This is a genomic window from Oricola sp. (assembly GCF_022763245.1).
GTDB lineage: Bacteria > Pseudomonadota > Alphaproteobacteria > Rhizobiales > Rhizobiaceae > Oricola.
Genome location: NZ_JALEGV010000014.1, coordinates 247181 through 268354, shown reverse-complemented (window position 1 = coordinate 268354; position 21174 = coordinate 247181). Strand labels below are relative to the sequence as shown.

Here is a 21174-nt window from a genome sequence, read left to right as displayed (position 1 = left end):
CTGAAACCGATCCTCAGTCGAAGGTCGGCGCCCAACCGACCGGAATGAAGCCCAACACGATCCGCCCGTCGCGCACCGTCACCGGAATGCTCGTCTCCGGCGTGCCGTCTGGCCCCGGCCGAGACGGCAGGGCCGTCACCATCTGCATCTGACCCGAAAACTCGGGAAACACCGGCTTCAGCGCCGTCGAAAGCCCGGCGGGGTCAACCAGGATCGCCTCGAACCTGGCGTTCAGGCGTCCGTCCTGCCCGATATCGAACGGCCCGCTGACGACGACACCCTGTTCGGGCGTCAACAGCAGCGCCAGCCGACGGATCTCGCCGGAAACGCCGCGCAGCGTTTCCGTCCCGCGCGCGGCAAGTGCGACACCGTCGGCGATCGTCAGATCCGCGTCCCCGGCGACCACCGGCAGGGTCCGGCCATCCGTCAGGCGACTGTCGATCACCAGCCCCTCGTAGCGCAGGGCAAGGTCCAGGTCGGCGCCGTTGATGCGCATATGCGCCTCGGCATGGCTGGCGGAGAGCGCCTGTTCCATCGGGCCGAGGGCCACCTTGATGTCCTCGACCGCGACCGAGCCCCGCTGCGGCACCGGCCGTGAAAGCGTCGCGCTGGCGCGGGCAAGCGACCAGTCGAAGCGGATCGGCGCGGCCAGCGCCCCCTGCACGGCCACCGGCGCGTCGAGTTCGGCATAGATGCGGCGCGGTTCGTAGACCTGTGCCGCGCTGCGGAAGCCTCCCGCCTCGATCGTCAGGCCCTGCGCGGGCCGCGCCAGATCGAAGGCGGTGCAATGAACTTCCAGCCGGAAGGGATATCCGCGCACCTCGCGGTCGGCGCATTCGATGGACGTGCCCCGGCCGCGCTGCGTCTCGACCATGCGGGCCGCCTCGGCCTCGACCCGCTCGGCCAGCCAGAACCAACCGGCCGAATAGGCAATGGCGACAAGGATGATGACCATGCCCAGCCAGCGAATGCGCCGGCCGGCATTGTAGGCCGGTTTTGCTTTAGGATCTGCCATGCTAGAGGCCATCGCCTGCGAATGTGGAAACAACGTGAGCTTATGGACGATTTCTGGGTCTTCGGCTACGCATCATTGATGTGGAAGCCGGGTTTCGACTACGTCGAGAAGCGGCGCGCGCGCCTTTACGGCTATCACCGCAGCCTGTGCATCACCTCCTACGAACATCGCGGCACCCGTGAACGCCCCGGCCTCGTCATGGGGCTGGACCGCGGCGGCTCCTGCGTCGGCGTGGCGTTTCGCGTGGCAGGCGAAAAGGGCGAGAGGGTGATGGCCTATCTGCGCGAGCGCGAACTCGTCACCAATGTCTATCTGGAGCGCAGCGCGACGATGGCGCTGGAAAAAGGCCCGAAGACATCCGCCGTCGCCTATGTGGCCGACCGCAGCCACGGGCAGTATGCCGGACGCCTGAGCGTCGAAGACGCGGTCGAGCGGGTCTGCGGCGCGGTCGGCGGCATGGGGCCGAACGAGGACTATGTCATCAACACCGCCGAGCACATCCGCCTGCTCGGCATTCGCGACCACTGGCTGGAACATGTCGTCGCCGGCATCCGGCAACAGATGGCCGTCACCCCGCATCAGTCGGGCTGACACCCGCCGCGCTACGCAACTCCACCACCCTCTTCCTTGCGGTTTCCGGAAAGGGCGGCGCGTCCGGATCGTCGGCGAGCGCCAGCAATTGCCGGTCGCAGGCGCCCTCGGTGCGCTCGATCAGGGTCCGGCGGAACGTCTCGCCGTCGAGGCCCGGCTGGATCGGATCGAGGATCTCCACCTTGATCGTGCCCGGATGGCGCAGGAAGGAACGGCGCGGCCAGTAGAGCCCGGCATTGTGGGCGATCGGCACGACCGGCAGGTCGAAGGTCTCGTAGAGATTGACGATGCCCTTCTTGTAGTTCGGCTCCGCGCCCGGCGGACGCCGCGTGCCCTCCGGATAGATCACGATCTGGCGACCCTGGGCGATGGCGCGCTTCGCGCCCTTGTTGACCGAGTCGATCGCCTTGAAGCGGTTTCCCCGGTCGATCGGGATCATCTGCATCTTGGCGACGTACCAGCCGAACAGCGGAACCCACATCAGCTGGCGCTTCAGGATCATCACCGGATCCGGCCACCACGGCAGGAAGGCGAAGGTGTCCCAGGCCGACTGGTGCTTCGGCGCGAGGATGTAGCTCCCCTCCGGCAGCTTCTCCAGGCCGGTCACGACATGTTTCGTCCCGGCGACATGCCTGTGCAGCCACAGCATCGACCGCGCCCAGAACTTCGGCACGAACCAGGCCTGCTTGTGCGGCGCCAGGAAGGCGAACGGCAGGAACACGACCATGTAGACGAAGGTCACGGCGTAGAACATGGCGTTGAAAAGAAGGGATCGAAGAACCAGCAAGGGACACCCGGTCTCGTTCACGAATTGCGATCCGGCGGTTTCATCGCTGAAACGGCAACCCCGCCCGGATCCTGTCTTGGTCGCGCCTTGCGGCAGCAAGCCGGCGCCCCTCCGGCGATACACGCCGGGGCCCGACAAGGCAAAGACAAATCGACTAGCCGCCGGTCGGCGCCGGGAAAAGCGTGCGAAGCCGCGCCGCGCCATATTTGACATATTCGCCGAGCAGCACGCGGTAGCGGCTGAGCTCCTCGCGCAGGCCGCCCTCGCCGCTGCCGGTGGAGACGACCGCATGCGGAACCAGGCTGACGTCCTGCATGACGCGTTCCATCTCCAGCAAGCTCCGCGGCATGTGATAGTCGTTGGTCACGATGATGAGCGAACGATAGCCGTGCCGGTGGGCCCAGGCGGCCGCCTCCTCCGCGTTGCCGATCGTGTCGAGCGCGTTGTGGTCGAGATCGACGCAGCAGGAGAAGAGCGCCTCGTCATTGGCGTAGGTGTGCATCAGCGTCGCATGCGTGGTCGAGGCGTGCACGCCGCTGATCAGGAGCCGCGCGCCCATGCCCGCCTCGAACAGCCGCACCGCCTCGTCGATACGATCGCGCCCGCCGGTCAAGACCACGATGCCGTCGGCGCGGCGGTCTTCCGGCGCGCGATAGAGCGCGATGTCGTTCAGGAAGATGAAGAAGCCGACACCGTAGAGGACAAGGCAAAGTGCAGCGATGAGCGCCAGAAAGCGCACAAAACCGCCCCTTCGGCGTGACGATCGGCGCATCGTCTTCGCCGATTTCCGCGTCAACACCGCCGTTCCGCCCTGCCCCTCGGTGCCAAACGCCTTGGTCATGGCCCGAATCGATAGCGCCGAATTCGGGCGCGGTACAGACCGAATAGCGACGATTTCGGCGCAAATATGTGGCATTCAACCAGTTTTCGCCCCGGTTGCAGCCCGTCAGTAGTCGAGACGGCCGGGATCGGCATGGTGGTCGTCGATGTCGTGCAGCGTGCGCAGAACGGTGACATGGCTGGTCAGCGCGGTCAGCACGCCCGCCAGCACGATCACCGCGAAGACACCCGCATAGGCGCCGAGCCCGATGGAAAAATCGCCGAAAAAGGCCGACGCCTGCTCGCCCTGCGGCGTGATGATGTTGCGCGCCGACCAGAAGCTGACGAGCACGAAGATCAGCGTCGCGAAGCCGCCGCCGATCACCCCGCCCCAGATGCCGGAGAGGAGGAAACGCCGGTGGAACTGCCGCGCGACGAAGCCCGACCGCGCGCCGATGAAATGCAGCACCTCGATGATGTGCTGGTTCCCCGCCATCGCCCCGCGCGTGGCGAAGATCACCGTCAGCACCAGCGCGGCAAGCACGAGGATGAGAATGCAAAGCCCGATGACCGTCGTCGTGCGCGCCATGCCGACCAGGCGGTCCACCCAGGCGCGGTGATCGTCGAGAGAGGCGTTCGGCACCGACTGGTAGAGCGCATCCTGCAAAAGGGCGAAATCCGGTGGCGAATCCTCGTCGATCGTCACCACGACGAGGCGCGGCACCGGCAATTCGTCGAGACCGAGCCCCGAACCGAGCCACGGTTCGAGAAGCGCCACCGTTTCGGCCCGGCCGATGATGCGCGCGCCGCGCACGCCGGAAAAGCCGGAGGCCAGTTCCTGGGCCTGCCGCAGCGCCGCCTCCATGTCGATGTCGTCGGAGGGCCGGATCTGGATCGTCGCCTCGCGGGCGATCTGGCTTTGCCAGGTCTGCGCGCTCTTGTTGACGAGCGAGACGGCCCCCACGGCAAGGCAGGCGAGAAACGACATGATCGCGATGACCAGCACCAGCGACTGGCCCGACATGCTGCCCTTCGGCACGATCGGCGCGAGCGGGCGCAATCCGGGAACGCGCTCGCCGCGCCCGTCGGTGCGCTGCACCGGCAGTTTCGGTCGGGCGGGACGCGCGGCCTTCGCCGTGGCCGGCGCGGATTTGTCGGCGCGGTCACTCATAGATTTCGAGCTGCCCGTTCGAGAGGATCATGCGGCGCGCGTCGACCTGGTCCATCAGGCCGAGATCGTGGGTGGCGATCACCACCGCGGTGCCGAGCCGGTTCATCTCCAGGAACAGGCGCAGCAGCCGCCGCGCCATCGGCGTGTCGACATTGCCCGTCGGTTCGTCGGCGAGCAGGATCTCCGGCTGGTCGATCAGCGCCCGCGCGATGGCGACGCGCTGCTTCTCGCCGCCCGACAGGACCGGCGGCAGCGCGTGGATGCGTTCGCCCAGCCCCACCCATTTGAGCAATTCCAGCACGTCGTGGCGATAGGTCGCCTCCTCTTTGCCGCGCACCCGCAGCGGCAGGCCGACATTCTCGTAGATCGTCATGTGGTCGAGCAGGCGGAAATCCTGGAACACCACGCCGATGCGCCGGCGCAGGAGCGGCAACTCCACCGGCTTGATCGTGGCGATGTCCTGGTCGAAGACGGTGATCAGGCCGCGGGTCGGCCGCAGCGACATGAACAAAAGGCGCAGGAGCGACGTCTTGCCGGCGCCGGACGGCCCGGTCAGGAACTGAAAGGACTGTTTGGGGATGTGAAAGGACACGTCGCGAAGGACTTCCGGCCCCATCCCGTAACGCAGTCCGACATTCTCGAATCTGATCAAGCGCTCCGCCCGAATCGCATCAACTACCGCGTCAGCGAAGGATTAGAGCAACCGTCCCGCGATTGGAACCGACCTCTCCTGGCCCCGCCAGCCACAACCTTCGATTAACCAAAGCCGCGTAGACCGAAATCATGGCGGTTCCGCGTTCGGCGGCCGCATCGGAGATCCGGACTTGGCGCACGACATCATCGACGCGGAATTCGAGACCGTCCGGCGCGACGCCTTCGACGCGACTGCCGCACCGGGCGCGCCGAAGCCAGTGCCAGCGCAAGCGCATGACCACCAGATCGGCATCCTCAAGTCGGCGGAGCCGGCGCGACCGCTGCCAGGTCCGCGCATGCATGTCGCCTATGGCCTGTCTGTTCTCTTCGCCTCCGTCGCCGCCTTCCTGCTGGCCGGCGGCCACGTTTTGCTGCGGGCCGCGCCGCACGCGCCCGCCGAACCGGCGCTGCAACTCGTCTCCAGCACGAACGAAGCGCTGCCGCAGCGCGGCGACGTGCTGACGGTCCAGGCGACCGTGCGCAATTCCGGACCCGACGCCCGCCGCGTGCCCGACGTGCTGCTGACCTTCCCGGCCACCGACGGCACGCGCCGCCTGGTCTACCGCGTGGCGCGCGGCGAAACGCTCGAACCGGGCAAGAGCCTTGCGTTTACCGTCAGAATGCCGAAAAAACCGGGATATGCGCAGGCGCCGAGCCTGCGATTCGATGCAAACGGGGTTTGACACCATGCCGATCGTTCGGGGCAAGAGGATCGACGTTCTCTATTCGGCGTCCACCATCGCGGCGCGCAATCTGGAACTCGCAAAGGAAATCGGCGAGCGGGACTACAGCAAGCTGCTGGTGGTTTCCGTCCTGAAGGGCTCCTTCATCTTCTCCGCCGATCTGGTGCGCGCCATGCACGACGCGGGTCTGGAACCGGACGTGGAATTCATCATGCTGTCCACCTACGGCGCCGGCACCGAGGCCGGCCAGGTGAAGATCCTGCGCGACATCGACAGCGAGGTCGCCGATCGCGACGTGCTGCTGGTCGACGACATTCTGGAATCCGGGCGCACGCTCACCTTCGCCCGCAAGCTGATCCTCGAACGCGGTGCGAAGAGCGTCGGCGTCTGCGTGCTGCTCGACAAGTCGATGCGCCGCCAGGCCGACACGCCGCTTCAGGCCGATTTCGTCGGCTTCGAATGTCCGGACCATTTCGTCGTCGGCTACGGCATGGATGTCGGCCACGCCTTTCGCGAACTGCCCTTCGTCGGCGTCGTGGCGGGAGACGCCTGATGGCAGCGATCCTGCTCGTCGAGGACGACGATTCCGTGCGCACCTTCACCGCCCGGGCGCTCACCATTGACGGGCACACGGTCGAGCTGGCCGAAGACGGCGACATCGGCCTCGCCAAGCTGACGGAACGCGCTGGCGCCTACGATCTCGTCCTGTCGGACATCCGCATGCCGGCCATGGACGGCATCGCTATGGCCACAGAGATGGCGAAGGATTTCCCCGACCTGAAGATCCTGCTGATGACTGGCTACGCCGAACAGCGCGAACGCGCCCGCGAGGTCACGCAGATCATCGTCGACGTGGTGCAGAAACCCTTCACCTTGGCGCAGATCCGCGCCGCGGTGGCGAAGGCGCTGGCCGCATAACCTCCACAACCCCACGGCGCTTCGCCCGACGACCACTCCCCGCAAGCCGGCGAGGAAGCGGCCCCGCGATCACACGGAACTTGTGCGCCGGATCCTGACGAAGTGGTTCCTCGCCCCGCAAGCGGGGAGAGGTGTCGCGGCACAGCCGTGACGGAGAGGGGCCGGCGCGGAGCCGAACAAAAAAGCCTCAGTTCAGATCCAGCAGGCGCTCGAGATATTCCTTCTCGAGCTGCGGCGACAGCGCGTTGCCGAGACGCTTGCGGATCGCGTCAAGAATTTCGCGGGCGCGGCGAATGTCGATCTCGTCGGGAATTTCCACCGATTCGCCGAAATCCGGTCCGGCCGAACGCTGCGGCCGACCGAGCGGGTCGCGGTCGATGCCGGCGCGGTTGCCGCCCGGCTGCGCCTGGCCTTCGCCCTGGCCCATCGCCTGCTGCATCTGCTGCATCATGGAGTCGGCCCCGCGCCGGAGCGCGTCCATCGCCTGGCCCTGATCGGAGAAGGCCTGTTCGCCCTGCCCGTCCTGCAATGACTGGCCGGCCTCGCCCATTTCGCGCCCGGCCTCGCCGAATTCCTCGCCCGGATTGATGCCCATGCCGCGCAGGCCGTCCATGAACTGCTCGAGCCGGTCTCGCAGCGCCTGCTGGCCGGGTGCGAGGCCCTGCAGGCCATTTTCGCCCATGCCGTTCTCGCCCATCTGGCCCTTTTCGCCCTGCTGACCCGGCTGTTGGCCGGGCTGCTGCCCTTGCTGGCCCTGCTGGCCGCGACGGCTCTGGCGATAGGTCTCGTTCATCAGCTCCTGCTGGCGCCGCAGGATCTCGCCCAATTCGTTCATCTGCTGCTGGGCCTGGCTCTGCTGGCGCCCCTGCTGCATCTGCCGCTGGCCCATCTGCAGGTTGTTCATCATGTCCTGCAACTGGCTGAGCAGTTCCTGCGCCTGTTCGCGCGCGCCGGACTTGGCGAGTTCCTCGAGCCGGTTGAGCATCTCCTCCAGGCTCTGCATGTCCAGTTCCTGCATGTTCTCTTGCGGCATCTGCTGGGCAAGCTCGGGATTGTTCTCCATCTGGCGGGCGAGTTCGCTCAGATAGTCCTGCATGGCCTCGCGCAATTCGGCCATCAGTTGCTCGATCTCCTCGTCGGACGCGCCGTTTTCCAGCGCCTCCTTCAGCGCCTGCTGGGCAGCCTGCAGACGTTTCTCCGCGTCAGACAGATTGCCGTCCTCGATCGTGCGAGCGAACTCCCAAAGATAATCGACGACACCGCGCAGCGCCTCGTCATTTCCCCGCGCCTCCAGAAGCCGCGCCCGCGCCGTGACGAGGCCCAGGAAATGGCTGGCGTTGCGGATCGTCTCCTCGGGGTAGAGCGTCAAAACGTCGATCACGTCGACGATGTCCTTCACCGCATTGGCGTCGAGGGCGAGGTTGCGCCGCTGCTCGATGACGGCGCGCGCCAGCGGATTGGCGAAGGGGCGGCCCGGCAGGATCAGGGTCTTGGTTTCGCTGCGTCCGGTCTGCCCGCGATCGTCCTCGGCTTCCAGCATCATGCGCACCTGCGCGCCCGCCCAGGGATGTTCGCTCAGATCGCGCATCGTCTTCGCCGCGCCGTCCTTGGACGAGCGGCGCGGCACGGCCAACTGCAACTCCGGCGCCTCGTAAAGCGGGCGGGCGGTTTCCGCGCCATCCTCGGCCAGTTCGATCAGGCCGCGCGCCTTGGTGACGCGATAGTCGTCCTGCGCGACGTAGTTCAGCGTCATGGCGCCATTGGCGGCGCGCACGGGATCGCCTTCGAACGCGATGGTCGGCGCGTGATCCGGCGTCACGGTGAATGCCCAGTCGCGCAAGGTCTCCAGCCCGCCGCCGGAGATTTCCAGCCGGCCGGATGCTTCCAGCGTCACCTCGAAGCGCCGAGAACTCGCCGGCTGCGCCTGCCCCTCCTCAGCCGTCGTGGCAAGCGGGGTCTGCGCTTCCGGCCAGGTCACGGTTTCGCCGCCGGTTCCGCCTGCGATGCGCACCACGGCCAGACTGCCTTCCGGCACCGTAAACGCCGTTCTCTCGGCATTCTGCCCGGACGTCAGGAAAAGGGGCGCCATGCCGGTATAGGCCGGCGGGGTGATCCAGGCGTCGATGCGCGGCGGCACGACTTCTGCCAACTGATGGCTGCGAAACGCGTCGCGGATCGATCCGCCCGACGAACCGAAGGACCATGCAAACGCCGTGACCAGCACCAGCACGACGGCCGCCCGCAGCGCATAGGGGTCGCGCGCCGGAATGTCGGTCCTGGCATGTGCGCCATGTACGCCGTCGACACGCGTCGCCATCCGCCGCTGGTGTTCGCGCCACAGCGCGGCCGAAAACGCGTCGTCGGAGCCGGCCGACAACCGGTCGTCCTGGGTGGTGATCGGCGCATGGGAAAGCGCGTTGTCCTGCTCGAGACGCCGGTCGATATCGGACGATCCCGGCATCCGCAGACCGCGCAGGGGCCAAAGGCTCGCCACTGCGGCGACGCCGAGCGCCACGGCAACGCCGATACGCGTCGTGTCACCGACCTGACGGAACAGGCCGAACCATGACAGGATGGCAAAAAGCGCCACGATCGCGGCGATCGGCAACAGGCGCGGCAGCACCCGTTCCGCGACCATTGCGATACGCGTGACGAAGCGAACCGGCCGCAGCCGGCGCGAAAGGGTGGATGGGACGGTTTCGGTCTCGTCTGCCATGCGCCTCATGCCTCAATGAGACGAAATTAGCACTGAAACGGGCAAAGACGAGGCGCAAAAGCAAGAAAACGGTTCACAGCTTCGTCATGTGCGACGACAGCCTGCTCAGAACCAGTCCGGCACGCTGTCGAGACCGATCAGTTCCTCGTAGCTCGGGCGCGGCCTGCAGACGTGATAGCTGTCACCCTTGACGATCACTTCCGGCACGAGGAGGCGCGAATTGTAGGTGCCCGCCTGGACCGCCCCGTAAGCGCCGGCGGACCCGAAGGTGATCAGGTCGCCGGCCTGAACGGCTGCCATCTCCCGATCCTTCGCCAGAAAATCGCCCGACTCGCAAACCGGCCCGACAATGTCCGCCAGCATGCGCGGGCCGTCGGGATCCGCTTCCACGACCGGCGTCATTTCGTGCCACGCCTCGTACAATGTCGGCCGGATCAGGTCGTTCATGGCGGCGTCGACGATGACGAAGGACTTGGCGTCCGTTTCCTTCACATAGACCACTTCGGTGACCAGGATGCCGGCATTGCCGGCGATCATCCGGCCTGGCTCGAACACGGCGGTCACGCCAAGTGGGCGGACATGCTTCTTGACGATCTCCGCATAGGCCGCCGGCAGCGGCGGCGGCGCATTGTCGGTGCGATAGGGGATGCCGAGCCCGCCGCCGAGATCGACATGGTCGATGGCGTGGCCGTCGGCGCGCAACTGCTCGACCAGTTCGGTCAGAAGCCGGAACGCGTCGTCGAAAGGCTGCAACTCGGTGATCTGGCTGCCGATATGCATGTCGATGCCGGAGACCTTCAGGCCCGGCAGGGATGCCGCGCGACGATAGACCTCGCGCGCTCTCAGCCATGAGATGCCGAACTTGTCGCCCTTCTTGCCGGTCGAAATCTTGTGATGGGTTCGCGCGTCCACATCCGGATTGATGCGCAGCGAGACCGGGGCCTGCTTGCCGGCGGCGACGGCGCGCGCCGACAAGAGTTCCAGTTCGGGTTCGGATTCCACGTTGAAGCAATGGATACCCGCCTCAAGCGCAACATCCATCTCGCGTGTGGTCTTGCCGACGCCGGAAAACAGGATCTTTTCCGGCGGGATGCCGACAGCCATCGCCCGGCGCAATTCGCCTTCCGAGACAACATCGGCGCCGGAACCGAGCTTCGCCAGCGTCGTCAGCACCGCCTGGTTGGAATTGGCCTTCATCGCGTAGCAGACGAGCGCGTCGATATCCGCAAACGCATCCGCGAACACGGTGTAATGGCGCTCCAGCGTGGCGGTGGAATAGCAATAGAAGGGCGTGCCGACCGCCTGCGCGATCATCGGCAGCGGCACATCCTCGGCGTGAAGCACGCCGTCACGATACTCGAAATGGTTCACCGGTCGGTTCCGCGGCTATGGGGTATCAGATCAGCGGATCCAGGATGAATCGCCGCTCGTCGTCGGCGTCCTGATCCACGTCGGGCTGGCTCGCCTGGGTGGCCGCCTTGGGCGCTTCGGGGCTGCCTGCACGGCCGCAGGCGGCGAGGCTCGCGGCGAGCGCCGCCATGAGAAGAATGCGCGAGACTGCGAGACCCATCGTCGTCAACCTTTTCGCTGCCACCGGCCACGCGGGCCGAAACCGGATCGATGCCCGTTTTCCTAGCGTGCCGGGGCGCAAATGAACACCCCTGACCGAACCTTCCGGTTCGGCCCGTTAAATCAGCGTTGCAAGTCAGCTTTCCTTGGCCAGCCGCTTCTTCCAGTAGCGGATCTGCCGACCGACTTCCTGCGGCGCGGTGCCGCCGAAGCTCTTGCGGCTCGCCGCCGACTTGCGGACCGTCAGGACCTCAAAGACGGCCGCGGTCACGCCGTCATGGATCGACTGCAGATCCTCCAGCGACAGCCGGTCGAGGCGCACGCCCTTCTGTTCTGCCATCGCGACGGCGCGGCCGGTGACGTGGTGAGCCTCGCGGAACGGTATCCCGAGTTCGCGCACCAGCCAGTCCGCGAGGTCCGTGGCCGTCGAATAGCCGGAAGCCGCCGCTTCGCGCATCGCCTTGTCGTTGACGGTCAGGTCGGCGACCATGCCCGTCATCGCGGCAAGCGCCAATTCCAGCGCCTCGGCGGCGTCGAACACGGCCTCCTTGTCCTCCTGCATGTCCTTCGAATAGGCGAGCGGAAGACCCTTCATCACGGTCAGCAGGGACACGAGATCGCCATTGATGCGGCCGGTCTTGGCGCGAACCAATTCGGCCGCGTCGGGATTCTTCTTCTGCGGCATGATCGACGAGCCGGTCGAAAAGGCGTCCGACAGGGTCACGAAGCCGAATTGCGGCGTCGACCAGATGACGATCTCCTCGGCGAAACGCGACAGGTGTGTGGCGCAGATCGAAGCCGCGGACATGAACTCAAGCGCGAAATCCCGGTCGGAAACCGTGTCGATGGAGTTGCGCGTCGGTTCGGCGAAGCCGAGCGCACTGGCCGTGCGGTGCCGGTCGATCGGAAAGCCCGTGCCGGCAAGCGCGGCTGCGCCCAGCGGGCATTCGTTCATCCTGGAAAGCGCGTCCTTCATCCGCGACAGGTCGCGGCCGAACATCTCCACATAGGCCATCAGGTGGTGGCCGAAGGTGACCGGCTGTGCCGTCTGCAGATGGGTGAAGCCCGGCATCACGGTGGCGCGGTGCTCTTCGGCGCGGGTCAGCAGCGTTGCGATCAGCCCCTTGAGGAGCCCGACGGCCTTGTCCGCCTCGCCGCGCACCCACATGCGAAAATCGAGCGCCACCTGGTCGTTGCGCGAACGCGCCGTGTGCAGCCGGCCGGCCGTCGGTCCGATCAGATCAGACAGGCGCGCCTCGATATTCATGTGGATGTCTTCGAGCTTGCGCGAGAAGGCGAAGTCCCCCGCCTCGATCTCTGACCGGATCGTGTTCAGCCCGTGAACGATCTTGTCGCGGTCGTCGCCCGAAATTATGTCACATTCTGCCAGCATGTCCGCATGCGCGATCGATCCCTCGATGTCCTGGGCATAGAGCTTGCGATCGAAGCCGATGGAGGCGTTGATCTCCTCCATGATTGCCGCGGGGCCGGATGCGAAGCGCCCGCCCCACATCTGATTGGAACCACTGTTCTTGGTATCGTCGCCCATGAGTGAAAAAACCCCGGAAAGTAAGAACGGGACGTCGGCGGGTCGCCGCCCGCCCGTCGCAATGATCGCCGCTGTCGCCATCGGCCTGACTGCCGTCGCCGGCGCGGCCGGGATATACGCCACGGGCATGCTGCATGGCAATGGCGCCGAAACCGGCGCCTGCGAGGCCGCCATCGCCAGGGGCCAGGAGCTCAAACCGCTGCTGACGGGCGAAATCGCAGCCATGGCCGCGCGCTCCGAGGCCAACGACCTTTCCACGCTCGCCTTCAACGACGGCGACGGGCAGCCGACGACGCTCGCCGCGAGCGGCGGCAAGCCGCGCCTCGTCAATCTGTGGGCGACCTGGTGCGCACCCTGCCGCGCGGAAATGCCCGCGCTCGACCGGTTGCAGGCCAACAAGGGCGGAGCGGATTTCGAGGTGATCGCGATTTCCGTCGACGGCGGCTCGGACGACAAGCCGCGTGCCTTCTTCGACGAGATCGGCATCGCCAATCTCGGCTTCTATCACGACCCGACGATCGGCGCCTTCAACACGATGAAGAAGGAATCGCTCGCCTTCGGATTGCCCGTGACGGTGCTTGTCGACGAGGAGAACTGCGTCGTCGCCAACATGAACGGCCCGGCGGAATGGGATAGCGACGACGCCTATCGCCTGATCGACGCGGTCATCAAGAAGGAAGACTGAGGCGGCCAAAGGTTAACGCGAGCACCGATATGGCGGTGCCTCGCGTCCGATGAATCGTTAAAGTTGTGCCTGAGGCATCGACGGACACACCACATGTGGTGAGAACGAAACAGGAAACTTGTCCTATCTCTGATTCGTCGCCGATTCGTTCCACCTCGGTTCTGTTCGTTAACGAGACCTTGCCGGAACCCGAACACACATGGTTAACAAATGGTGAAAATAGTCGATACATATCAATTCATTAACCGGGGCCGCGAAACGCCTGTCAGCCCCGGCGGGCGGTCGTTAACGAATTCGCCGACAACCGACGAGAACGCCGCAGCCGCGATTCACCAACTGGTGTGCATGAGGCCGCGGACCACCACATCTGGTGGAGAACAAAGCTGCAACCTATGAGAGTCAGCGATTCGTCGCCGATTCGTTCCAGACTCGTTCCGGTTGTTAACCCTCACAACCCAGAAGCGGTGAAACGCCCGTAAGTTCGCGTATTTTTCGCCCTGCAATTGCCGAGTCGGCGTGCTAAAGGCGGAAAAGTCTCCCGAAAATGCCGATCGGCGCCGGATACCCCCGGATTCGAATTTCATGCCAGAGTCAATGCCCCCTCAAATCATGACCGGCCACACCGTCAAGGCGGTTCTCGGGCCCACCAACACCGGCAAGACCCACTACGCCATCGAGCGCATGGTCGCCCATTCCAGCGGCGTGATCGGCCTGCCTCTGCGGCTGCTCGCCCGCGAGGTCTATGGCCGCGTCGCCGAGAAGGTCGGCGCAGGCCAGGTGGCGCTGATCACCGGCGAGGAAAAGATCGTTCCGCCCAAGGCCCGCTTCTCGGTCTGCACGGTGGAAGCAATGCCCTCCCAGACCGACGCCGCCTTCGTCGCCGTCGACGAGGTGCAACTGGCCGGCGATCTGGAGCGCGGCCACATCTTCACCGACCGCATCCTCAACCTGCGCGGCCGCGAAGAGACATTGCTGCTGGGGGCCGGCACGATGGCGCCGATCCTGCGCGCGCTGATGCCGGGCATCGACATCGTCTCGCGGCCCCGCATGTCGCATCTGGCCTATGCGGGCTCCAAGAAGATCACCCGCCTGCCCCGCCGGTCCGCTATCGTCGCCTTCTCCGCCGACGAGGTCTACGCGATCGCCGAACTGATCCGCCGCCAGCGCGGCGGCGCCGCGGTCGTCATGGGCGCGCTCAGCCCGCGCACACGCAATGCGCAGGTCGAACTCTACCAGTCCGGCGACGTCGAGTATCTCGTCGCAACCGACGCCATCGGCATGGGGCTCAATCTCGACGTCGATCACGTCGCCTTCGCCCAGCTCAGGAAGTTCGACGGCTATTCCTTCCGTGAACTGTCGCCCGCCGAGATGGCCCAGATCGCCGGGCGCGCCGGACGCCACATGCGCGACGGCACCTTCGGCGTCTCGGGCTACGCCCATCCGCTCGACGACGAGACCGTCGAACGCATCGAGGGCCATGAATTCGAGCCGGTGAAAGTGCTGCAATGGCGCTCGCGCCAGCTCGACTTCTCCTCCATCGCCGACCTGCGCGCCTCGCTGGAGACCCCGCCCAATCTCCCCGGCCTGACCAAGGCGCTGCCCGCCGTCGACCAGCGCGCGCTGGAATTCCTGGCCCGCGACGCGACCGTCGCCGACATCTGCCGGGGCCGGGACGAAGTGGCGCTGTTGTGGGAAGGCTGCATGCTGCCCGACTACCGCAAGATCGCCCCGGCCCAGCATGCCGACATCATTTCGCAGATATTCTTCGACTTGGTCCGGCGCGGCCATGTCGACGAGGACTACATGGCCGAGCAGGTTCTGCGCGCCGATCGCGCGGATGGCGAGATCGACACCCTGTCGGCCCGTATCGCCCAGATCCGCACCTGGACCTATGTGGCCAACCGGCCCGGATGGCTTGCCGATCCGCTACACTGGCAAGAAAAGACGCGCGCGATCGAGGACAAGCTGTCCGACGCGTTGCATGACAGGTTGACGAAACGCTTTGTAGACCGCAGGACATCCGTGCTCATGAAGCGGTTGCGAGAGAACGTGACAATGCAAGCAGATATCAGCCCGGACGGCGATGTAACGGTGGAAGGCCACCATGTCGGACGGCTCGACGGTTTCCGCTTTTCAGCGGACAAATCCGCGGAAGGCGAGGACGCCAAGGCCGTGAAGGCGGCTGCCGCCAAGGCGCTGGCGACCGAGTTCGACACCCGCGCCGAACGGCTTGCCGCCGCCGGCAACGGCGATTTCGCCGTGTCGATGGACGGCGTGTTGCGCTGGATCGGCCAGCCGGTCGCGTCGATGACGGCCGGCGAGGAATGGCTGAAGCCGCGCGTCGTGCTGTTGGCCGACGAGCAGTTGACCGGCCCGTCCCGCGACAAGGTGGCCGCGCGCCTCGAGCGCTTCGTCGCCCATCACATTGAGACGCATCTCAAGCCGCTGGTCGATCTGGGGCGCGCCGACGAATTGTCCGGCATCGCCCGCGGCATCGGATTCCGCCTGATCGAGAATTACGGCATCGTCCCGCGCCGCGAGATCTCCGACGAGATCCGGTCGCTCGACCAGGACGGCCGCGCGGCGCTGCGTCGCTACGGTGCGCGTTTCGGCTTCTACCACATCTTCATCCCGGCCCTGATCAAGCCCGCGCCGGCCGGCCTTTTGACCCTGCTCTGGGCGCTCGCCAATGACGGCAAGGACAAGCCCGGCTATGGCGACGTCGTGCATATGCTGTCGACCGGCCGGACTTCGCTGGTGCCGGATCCCGAATTCGACACCGCCTTCTACAAGCTCGCCGGCTATCGCCATCTCGGCAGCCGCGCCGTGCGCGTGGACATTCTGGAGCGCCTCGCAGACCTGATCCGCCCGGCGCTGCAGTTCCGCGAAGGCGGCAACGCGCTGCCCGAGGGGGCTGCTGGCGGCGGACGCTTCTTCGTCACGCCGGCGATGATGTCGATCCTCGGCGCGACCGCCGACGACATGGAAGCCGTGCTCGGCAGCCTCGGCTACCGCCACGACAAGGTCGAAGCGGCCGATTTCGATGCGAAGCTCGCCGAGTTGAAGGCAGCAAGCGCGCCGGCCGAACCGGAGGCTCCCGCCGAAGCCGACACGCCCGCGGCACCGGCCACCGAGGATGCGGCAAGCGAACCGTCGGACGAGGTGACTGCCGAACAGACGGCTGAACCCGCAACCGAGGCCGCCTCCGACGAACCGGCACCGGAGACTGCGCCCGAGCCCGAGCCGACCCCGGGCGTCGAAGAAGCCGCGAGCGAGGAACCGCAGACCGAGCCTGCCACCGAATCCGAGACAGCCCCGCAGGCCGCCGTAGAGCCGGAGGGCGAAACGACGGAGCCGGCTGCCGAAGCCGAGGAACCCAAGCCGGTTCTCGTCTGGTACCAGGTGCGCGGCGACCGCGGCCGGCGCGGCAAGCGCCCGCAAGGCGGACAGCGCCGCGACGGCGCACCGGCCCAGGAAGGTCGCGAACGCGGCGAGGGCCAGCGTCCGAAAGGCGGCAAGGGCAAACCGCGCGGCAAGCGCGACGGCGACCAGCGCGGACAGCATCATGGCGGCAAGAACAAGGGCGGCAATGCCGGCTCCGCCAGGCCGCCGCGCCGCGAAGCGCCCATCGATCCGGATTCGCCCTTCGCCAAGCTGGCCGCCTTGAAGGACCAGATGAAGAAATGACCAGATGACGGGCGCCGCCAGTCAGCGCATCGACAAATGGCTCTTCTTCGCCCGCGTGGCGAAATCTCGAACGCTCGCCGCCAAGCTCGCCCAGGGCGGCCATGTCCGCGTCAACGGCAACAAGATTTCCCAGGCAAGCCAGGAAATCAAACCCGGTGACGTGCTGACCGTGGCGCTCGAGCGCCGGGTCATCGTCTACAAGGTCGTCGATTGCGGCACGCGCCGCGGCCCCGCCGCCGAGGCACGCCTGCTTTATGAGGATCTTTCGCCGCCGCCCCCGCCGCGCCCGGACAATGCGCTGGACCGGATGAGCGGCACGCGCGATCCGGGAGCGGGCCGTCCGACCAAGAAGGAACGGCGCGCCGTCGACAAGTTGATCGGCGAGGGAGATTGACGTCGGCCACCCGCTTCGTGCTAAGGCAACTGCAACGTTAAAGTGAACCTCCCAAGGGCCCGTTGATGACCTTCTCCTTCCGACGCTCTGACTTTCCCGACGGATTCCAGTTCGGCGCGGCCACCGCCGCCTACCAGATCGAGGGATCGTCCTTCGGCGGCGCAGGCCCGTCGCACTGGGACACTTTCGCCGCAACACCCGGAAATGTGGTCAATGCCGAAACCGGCGCAATCGCCTGCGACCACTATCACCGCTACGAGGAAGATCTCGACCTGATCCGCGACGGCGGCTTCGACGCCTATCGCTTCTCCACATCCTGGGCGCGGATCATGCCCGACGGCACAAACGTTAATGTAGAAGGGCTGGACTTCTACGACCGGCTGACCGACGCCATCCTGGAACGCGGCCTGAAGCCCTATCTGACCCTGTATCACTGGGACCTGCCGGCCGCGCTGTCCGATTTCGGCGGCTGGCGCAACCGCGACGTCGCGAACTGGTTCGCCGATTATGCCCGCACCGTCTTCGCCCGCATCGGCGACCGCATGGAGACGGTCGCCACGATCAACGAACCGTGGTGCGTTGCCTGGCTCAGCCATTTTCTCGGCATTCACGCGCCGGGCCTGCGCGACATCCGCGCCGCCGCGCGCGCGATGCATCACGTGTTGCTGGCGCATGGCCGCGCGGTCGAGGCGCTGCGTGCCGAGGGATGCGACAAGCTCGGCATCGTGCTGAATTTCGAGCACGCCAATCCGGCCAGCGACGCGCCGGAGGATGTCGCTGCGGCAAGGCGCCAGGACGGCCACTACAATCGCTGGTTCATCCAGGCGATCACGCAGAAGAGCTATCCGGAAGACATCCTCGAAGGCCTGGGCGACCATATGCCGCAGGGCTACGAGGCCGATCTCGAAACGATCGGCACCCCGATCGACTGGCTCGGCGTCAATTATTACACCCGCTCCAATATCGCCCATGATCCGGACAGCGTCTGGCCGTCGATCAAGGCCGTGCCCGGCCCGCTGCCGACCACCGACATGGGGTGGGAAATCTATCCCGACGGCCTCCACGCGATCCTCACCCGCCTGCATCGCGACTATACGAAGGACACGCCGATTATCGTCACCGAGAACGGCATGGCCTGGGACGATCACGTCGAAAACGGGCGCGTCGACGACGCCATCCGCGTCGATTATTTCGACGCGCACATGAAGGCCGTGCTGCGGGCGATCGCCGACGGCGCGCCGGTGCAGGGCTATTTCGGCTGGTCGCTCCTCGACAATTACGAATGGGCGCAGGGCTATGCCAAACGCTTCGGGATGGTGCATGTGGACTACGAGACCCAGAAGCGGACTCCCAAGGCCTCTTACGAAGCCTTTCGCCATGCGATTGGCGGCAACTGAGAACAGGTTTGCCAATCAGGGCGCAATCCGTCGAAAATCCTTTCACCGACGTGCGTTTTTGCCCCCTTGCACGCTTTCGGCAAAGCCGGTACCCATCCCCGGATTCCGCGGCCGGTTCCGGTCGGCCGCCACATGCTGGAGCCGCCCGTGACCTATGTCGTCATCGATAACTGCATTCGCTGCAAATACACCGACTGCGTGGAAGTCTGCCCGGTAGACTGTTTCTACGAAGGCGAGAACATGCTCGTCATCCATCCGGACGAATGCATCGACTGCGGCGTGTGCGAGCCCGAATGCCCGGCCGACGCCATCCGCCCCGACACCGAGCCGGGGATGGACAAGTGGCTTCAGATCAACACCGAATACGCCGAGAAGTGGCCCAACATCACCGTCAAGCGCGAGCCCTTGCCCGAGAGCAAGGAGATGGACGGCGTCGAGAACAAATACGAGCAGTTCTTCTCCGCCAATCCGGGCGAAGGCGACTGACGAGAGCGGCCGTCGGCCCCGCGGACAGCTTGAACTTGCCTGGCGGCATTACCATTTACGTTAAGGTAAACCCGTCATCGCGGGCGGGCTGAAGCCCGAAAATTGTGCAACGCATTGAAAATCGCGCATTTTTGTGGTAATAGCACAAGAATGCCATTTCTCGTCACGCGCTTGGGCTGTTTGACACTCCCAATTTGATAGAACGCCTGCTCACCGGTTCATCACCGGCAGGTCATCGCGACCCTTCTGGGGCCCGATCTGCGACGTTCGCGCCTGATCAGAGATGGTGGAAACCAATTGCGCCCCTGCGGATAGTCCGCAGGGCGACGCGCAGGGAGTAAGAAAAGTATGGCGACTGCCTCCAAGAAGAGTGCTCAGCGACAGGGCTTCAAGACCAACGAGTTCATCGTCTATCCGGCCCATGGCGTCGGCCAGATCGCGGCGATCGAGGAACAGGAAGTTGCGGGTCACAAGCTCGAGCTGTTCGTGGTCGAGTTCCAGAAGGACAAGATGCGCCTCAAGGTCCCGGTGGCGAAGGCCGTGTCGATCGGCATGCGCAAGCTGTCCGAGCCCGACTTCGTCGAACGCGCTCTGAAGATCCTCCAGGGCCGCGCCCGCATCAAGCGGACCATGTGGTCGCGCCGCGCGCAGGAGTATGACGCCAAGATCAACTCCGGCGACCTGATTTCGATCGCCGAGGTCGTGCGCGACCTGTACCGCGCCGACAACCAGCCGGAGCAGTCCTATTCCGAGCGTCAGCTCTACGAGGCCGCTCTCGACCGGATGGCGCGCGAGATCGCGGCGGTCAACAAGATCACCGACACCGAAGCGGTGCGCCTGATCGAGACCAACCTGAACAAGGGCCCGAAGCGCGGCGCCAAGGCCGAGAACGACGAAGGCGACGCTCAGGAAGAAGCAGCCTGAATTGCCAGCGCCGGCATAACCAAGGCGCAACCATAACGAAATTGTGAGACCCGGCCCCTGCGGCCGGGTTTTTCGTTTCATGCCAAGGCGTTACGGCATTGTGCGACCAGTGACGCCGCACTGTTCACCCCCGCTTGTGGTCCAATCCCTCAAAAAAGGCGTATCCTAGAGTCAAATTTCCAAGGTCCAACGATCGGGAGAACGACATGGGTATGCAACTGGCCAGACGTTCGATGGTGAAGGCCGCCATGGCCGCCCCCTATCTGGAACGCGAGGAGGAACACGACCTCGCCGTTCTGTGGAAGGAAAAGCAGGATCAGGATGCGCTGCACAAGATCACGACCGCGCATATGCGGCTCGTGATCTCCATGGCGTCGAAGTTCCGCAATTTCGGCCTGCCGATGAACGACCTCGTCCAGGAGGGCCATGTCGGCCTTCTGGAAGCCGCGGCCCGCTTCGAGCCCGAGCGCGACGTGCGCTTCTCGACCTATGCCACCTGGTGGATCCGCGCCTCGATGCAGGACTACATCCTGCGCAACTGGTCGATCGTGCGCGGCGGCACCTCGTCCGCGCAAAAGGCGCTGTTCTTCAACCTGCGCCGCCTGCGCGCCCGCCTGGCCCAGGCCGGATCGTCCGCACCGTCCCAGGCCGACATGTATCGCCAGATCTCCGAAGCGCTCGGCGTCGCCGAAAAGGATGTGGCGCTGATGGATGCGCGCCTCTCGGGCCCTGACACTTCGCTCAGCGCGCCGGTGGCCACGGAGGAAGCGTCCTCGGCCTCGCGCATGGACTTCCTCGTCGACGAACGCCCGCTTCAGGACGAGGTCGTGGAGGAACTGATCGACGACAAGCGCCGCAGCGACTGGCTGCACAACGCCATGGACGTCCTCAACGACCGTGAACGGCGCATCATCATGCGCCGGCGGCTGACGGAAGACGGCGCGACGCTGGAATCGCTCGGCGTGGAACTGGGTATCTCCAAAGAGCGCGTGCGCCAGATCGAGAACCGCGCGCTGGAAAAACTTCGCGGCGCCTTGATCACCAATGATCCCGACATGGCGGCCATGGCCGCCATCTGAGGAGCTTGAAG

20 protein-coding genes are annotated in these 21174 nt (G+C 65.6%); 11 read left to right on the top strand and 9 right to left on the bottom strand.

Annotated features, from left to right (window positions below):
• Positions 1-13 precede the first annotated feature (13 nt).
• On the bottom strand, positions 14-1015 hold the full coding sequence (locus MRY80_RS09005; protein ID WP_293290203.1) for a DUF2125 domain-containing protein: 1002 nt from the start codon (positions 1013-1015) through the stop codon (positions 14-16).
• Between the two features lie 42 nt (positions 1016-1057).
• Here MRY80_RS09005 and MRY80_RS09000 point away from each other — a divergent pair, with 42 nt between their 5' ends.
• Positions 1058-1606, top strand: coding sequence for a gamma-glutamylcyclotransferase (locus MRY80_RS09000; protein ID WP_293290202.1), 549 nt, complete (start codon positions 1058-1060; stop codon positions 1604-1606).
• On the opposite strand, the gene MRY80_RS08995 is transcribed toward MRY80_RS09000, so the two are convergent.
• The 4 genes from MRY80_RS08995 to ftsE all read right to left on the bottom strand — a co-directional run bounded on the left by MRY80_RS08995 (position 1584) and on the right by ftsE (position 5035).
• Complete coding sequence (locus MRY80_RS08995; protein WP_293290480.1) at positions 1584-2360, bottom strand: 1-acyl-sn-glycerol-3-phosphate acyltransferase; 777 nt, start codon at positions 2358-2360, stop codon at positions 1584-1586. The genes MRY80_RS09000 and MRY80_RS08995 overlap by 23 nt on opposite strands.
• Before the next feature lie 187 nt (positions 2361-2547).
• Positions 2548-3234: a YdcF family protein gene (locus MRY80_RS08990; protein ID WP_293290200.1), complete on the bottom strand. Its 687-nt coding sequence runs from the start codon at positions 3232-3234 to the stop codon at positions 2548-2550.
• 105 nt (positions 3235-3339) lie between these two features.
• A complete protein-coding gene (locus tag MRY80_RS08985) occupies positions 3340-4383 on the bottom strand; it encodes an ABC transporter permease (RefSeq protein ID WP_293290198.1) in 1044 nt (347 codons plus the stop codon).
• Positions 4376-5035, bottom strand: a complete 660-nt coding sequence (gene ftsE / locus MRY80_RS08980; protein ID WP_293290196.1) for a cell division ATP-binding protein FtsE — start codon at positions 5033-5035, stop codon at positions 4376-4378. Before ftsE ends, MRY80_RS08985 begins: the two co-directional genes overlap by 8 nt.
• Before the next feature lie 172 nt (positions 5036-5207).
• Here ftsE and MRY80_RS08975 point away from each other — a divergent pair, with 172 nt between their 5' ends.
• From MRY80_RS08975 to MRY80_RS08965, 3 genes are read left to right on the top strand one after another with little or no spacing between them, the layout of a single operon-like run.
• Complete coding sequence (locus MRY80_RS08975) at positions 5208-5759, top strand: hypothetical protein (protein ID WP_293290195.1); 552 nt, start codon at positions 5208-5210, stop codon at positions 5757-5759.
• Positions 5760-5763: 4 nt separating this feature from the next.
• Positions 5764-6312 (top strand): hypoxanthine phosphoribosyltransferase, encoded by a 549-nt coding sequence (gene hpt, locus MRY80_RS08970; RefSeq protein WP_293290193.1) that lies wholly within the window; start codon positions 5764-5766, stop codon positions 6310-6312.
• Positions 6312-6677: a response regulator gene (locus tag MRY80_RS08965; protein ID WP_293290191.1), complete on the top strand. Its 366-nt coding sequence runs from the start codon at positions 6312-6314 to the stop codon at positions 6675-6677. Before hpt ends, MRY80_RS08965 begins: the two co-directional genes overlap by 1 nt.
• Before the next feature lie 187 nt (positions 6678-6864).
• Here the strand turns inward: MRY80_RS08965 and MRY80_RS08960 are convergent, their stop codons facing one another.
• The 4 genes from MRY80_RS08960 to argH form a co-directional block, all read right to left on the bottom strand.
• Positions 6865-9393 carry a TIGR02302 family protein gene (locus tag MRY80_RS08960; protein WP_293290189.1) on the bottom strand — a complete coding sequence of 843 codons (2529 nt, stop codon included), beginning with the start codon at positions 9391-9393 and terminating at the stop codon, positions 6865-6867.
• A gap of 105 nt (positions 9394-9498) precedes the next feature.
• Entirely contained in the window at positions 9499-10764 is a 1266-nt protein-coding gene (lysA, locus tag MRY80_RS08955) for a diaminopimelate decarboxylase (RefSeq protein WP_293290187.1), read from the bottom strand.
• 25 nt (positions 10765-10789) lie between these two features.
• On the bottom strand, positions 10790-10963 hold the full coding sequence (locus MRY80_RS08950; RefSeq protein WP_293290185.1) for a lipoprotein: 174 nt from the start codon (positions 10961-10963) through the stop codon (positions 10790-10792).
• Positions 10964-11098: 135 nt separating this feature from the next.
• Positions 11099-12511, bottom strand: a complete 1413-nt coding sequence (argH, locus tag MRY80_RS08945; RefSeq protein ID WP_293290183.1) for an argininosuccinate lyase — start codon at positions 12509-12511, stop codon at positions 11099-11101.
• Here argH and MRY80_RS08940 point away from each other — a divergent pair.
• The 7 genes from MRY80_RS08940 to MRY80_RS08910 all read left to right on the top strand — a co-directional run bounded on the left by MRY80_RS08940 (position 12510) and on the right by MRY80_RS08910 (position 21163).
• Complete coding sequence (locus MRY80_RS08940) at positions 12510-13196, top strand: TlpA family protein disulfide reductase (protein ID WP_293290182.1); 687 nt, start codon at positions 12510-12512, stop codon at positions 13194-13196. The genes argH and MRY80_RS08940 overlap by 2 nt on opposite strands.
• Positions 13197-13790: 594 nt before the next feature.
• Positions 13791-16883, top strand: a complete 3093-nt coding sequence (locus tag MRY80_RS08935) for a helicase-related protein (RefSeq protein WP_293290180.1) — start codon at positions 13791-13793, stop codon at positions 16881-16883.
• Positions 16884-16887: 4 nt separating this feature from the next.
• The gene (locus tag MRY80_RS08930) at positions 16888-17277 is read left to right on the top strand and encodes an RNA-binding S4 domain-containing protein (protein ID WP_293290178.1); all 390 of its coding nucleotides are present in this window, start codon (positions 16888-16890) and stop codon (positions 17275-17277) included.
• Between the two features lie 65 nt (positions 17278-17342).
• Entirely contained in the window at positions 17343-18674 is a 1332-nt protein-coding gene (locus MRY80_RS08925) for a GH1 family beta-glucosidase (RefSeq protein WP_293290176.1), read from the top strand.
• Positions 18675-18821: 147 nt separating this feature from the next.
• The gene (gene fdxA / locus MRY80_RS08920; RefSeq protein ID WP_293290478.1) at positions 18822-19160 is read left to right on the top strand and encodes a ferredoxin FdxA; all 339 of its coding nucleotides are present in this window, start codon (positions 18822-18824) and stop codon (positions 19158-19160) included.
• A 348-nt stretch (positions 19161-19508) separates the two neighbouring features.
• On the top strand, positions 19509-20084 hold the full coding sequence (locus tag MRY80_RS08915) for a CarD family transcriptional regulator (RefSeq protein ID WP_293290174.1): 576 nt from the start codon (positions 19509-19511) through the stop codon (positions 20082-20084).
• 212 nt (positions 20085-20296) lie between these two features.
• Positions 20297-21163, top strand: a complete 867-nt coding sequence (locus tag MRY80_RS08910; RefSeq protein ID WP_293290476.1) for an RNA polymerase factor sigma-32 — start codon at positions 20297-20299, stop codon at positions 21161-21163.
• Positions 21164-21174 lie beyond the last annotated feature (11 nt).

Coding starts and splice junctions, on each gene's coding strand:
- MRY80_RS09005 (WP_293290203.1), bottom strand. CDS start 1,015: ATGGCAGATCCTAAAGCAAAACCGGCCTACAATGCCGGCCGGCGCATT.
- MRY80_RS09000 (WP_293290202.1), top strand. CDS start 1,058: ATGGACGATTTCTGGGTCTTCGGCTACGCATCATTGATGTGGAAGCCG.
- MRY80_RS08995 (WP_293290480.1), bottom strand. CDS start 2,360: ATGTTCTACGCCGTGACCTTCGTCTACATGGTCGTGTTCCTGCCGTTC.
- MRY80_RS08990 (WP_293290200.1), bottom strand. CDS start 3,234: ATGACCAAGGCGTTTGGCACCGAGGGGCAGGGCGGAACGGCGGTGTTG.
- MRY80_RS08985 (WP_293290198.1), bottom strand. CDS start 4,383: ATGAGTGACCGCGCCGACAAATCCGCGCCGGCCACGGCGAAGGCCGCG.
- hpt (WP_293290193.1), top strand. CDS start 5,764: ATGCCGATCGTTCGGGGCAAGAGGATCGACGTTCTCTATTCGGCGTCC.
- MRY80_RS08965 (WP_293290191.1), top strand. CDS start 6,312: ATGGCAGCGATCCTGCTCGTCGAGGACGACGATTCCGTGCGCACCTTC.
- MRY80_RS08960 (WP_293290189.1), bottom strand. CDS start 9,393: ATGGCAGACGAGACCGAAACCGTCCCATCCACCCTTTCGCGCCGGCTG.
- MRY80_RS08950 (WP_293290185.1), bottom strand. CDS start 10,963: ATGGGTCTCGCAGTCTCGCGCATTCTTCTCATGGCGGCGCTCGCCGCG.
- MRY80_RS08940 (WP_293290182.1), top strand. CDS start 12,510: ATGAGTGAAAAAACCCCGGAAAGTAAGAACGGGACGTCGGCGGGTCGC.
- argH (WP_293290183.1), bottom strand. CDS start 12,511: ATGGGCGACGATACCAAGAACAGTGGTTCCAATCAGATGTGGGGCGGG.
- MRY80_RS08935 (WP_293290180.1), top strand. CDS start 13,791: ATGCCCCCTCAAATCATGACCGGCCACACCGTCAAGGCGGTTCTCGGG.
- MRY80_RS08930 (WP_293290178.1), top strand. CDS start 16,888: ATGACGGGCGCCGCCAGTCAGCGCATCGACAAATGGCTCTTCTTCGCC.
- MRY80_RS08925 (WP_293290176.1), top strand. CDS start 17,343: ATGACCTTCTCCTTCCGACGCTCTGACTTTCCCGACGGATTCCAGTTC.
- MRY80_RS08915 (WP_293290174.1), top strand. CDS start 19,509: ATGGCGACTGCCTCCAAGAAGAGTGCTCAGCGACAGGGCTTCAAGACC.
- MRY80_RS08910 (WP_293290476.1), top strand. CDS start 20,297: ATGCAACTGGCCAGACGTTCGATGGTGAAGGCCGCCATGGCCGCCCCC.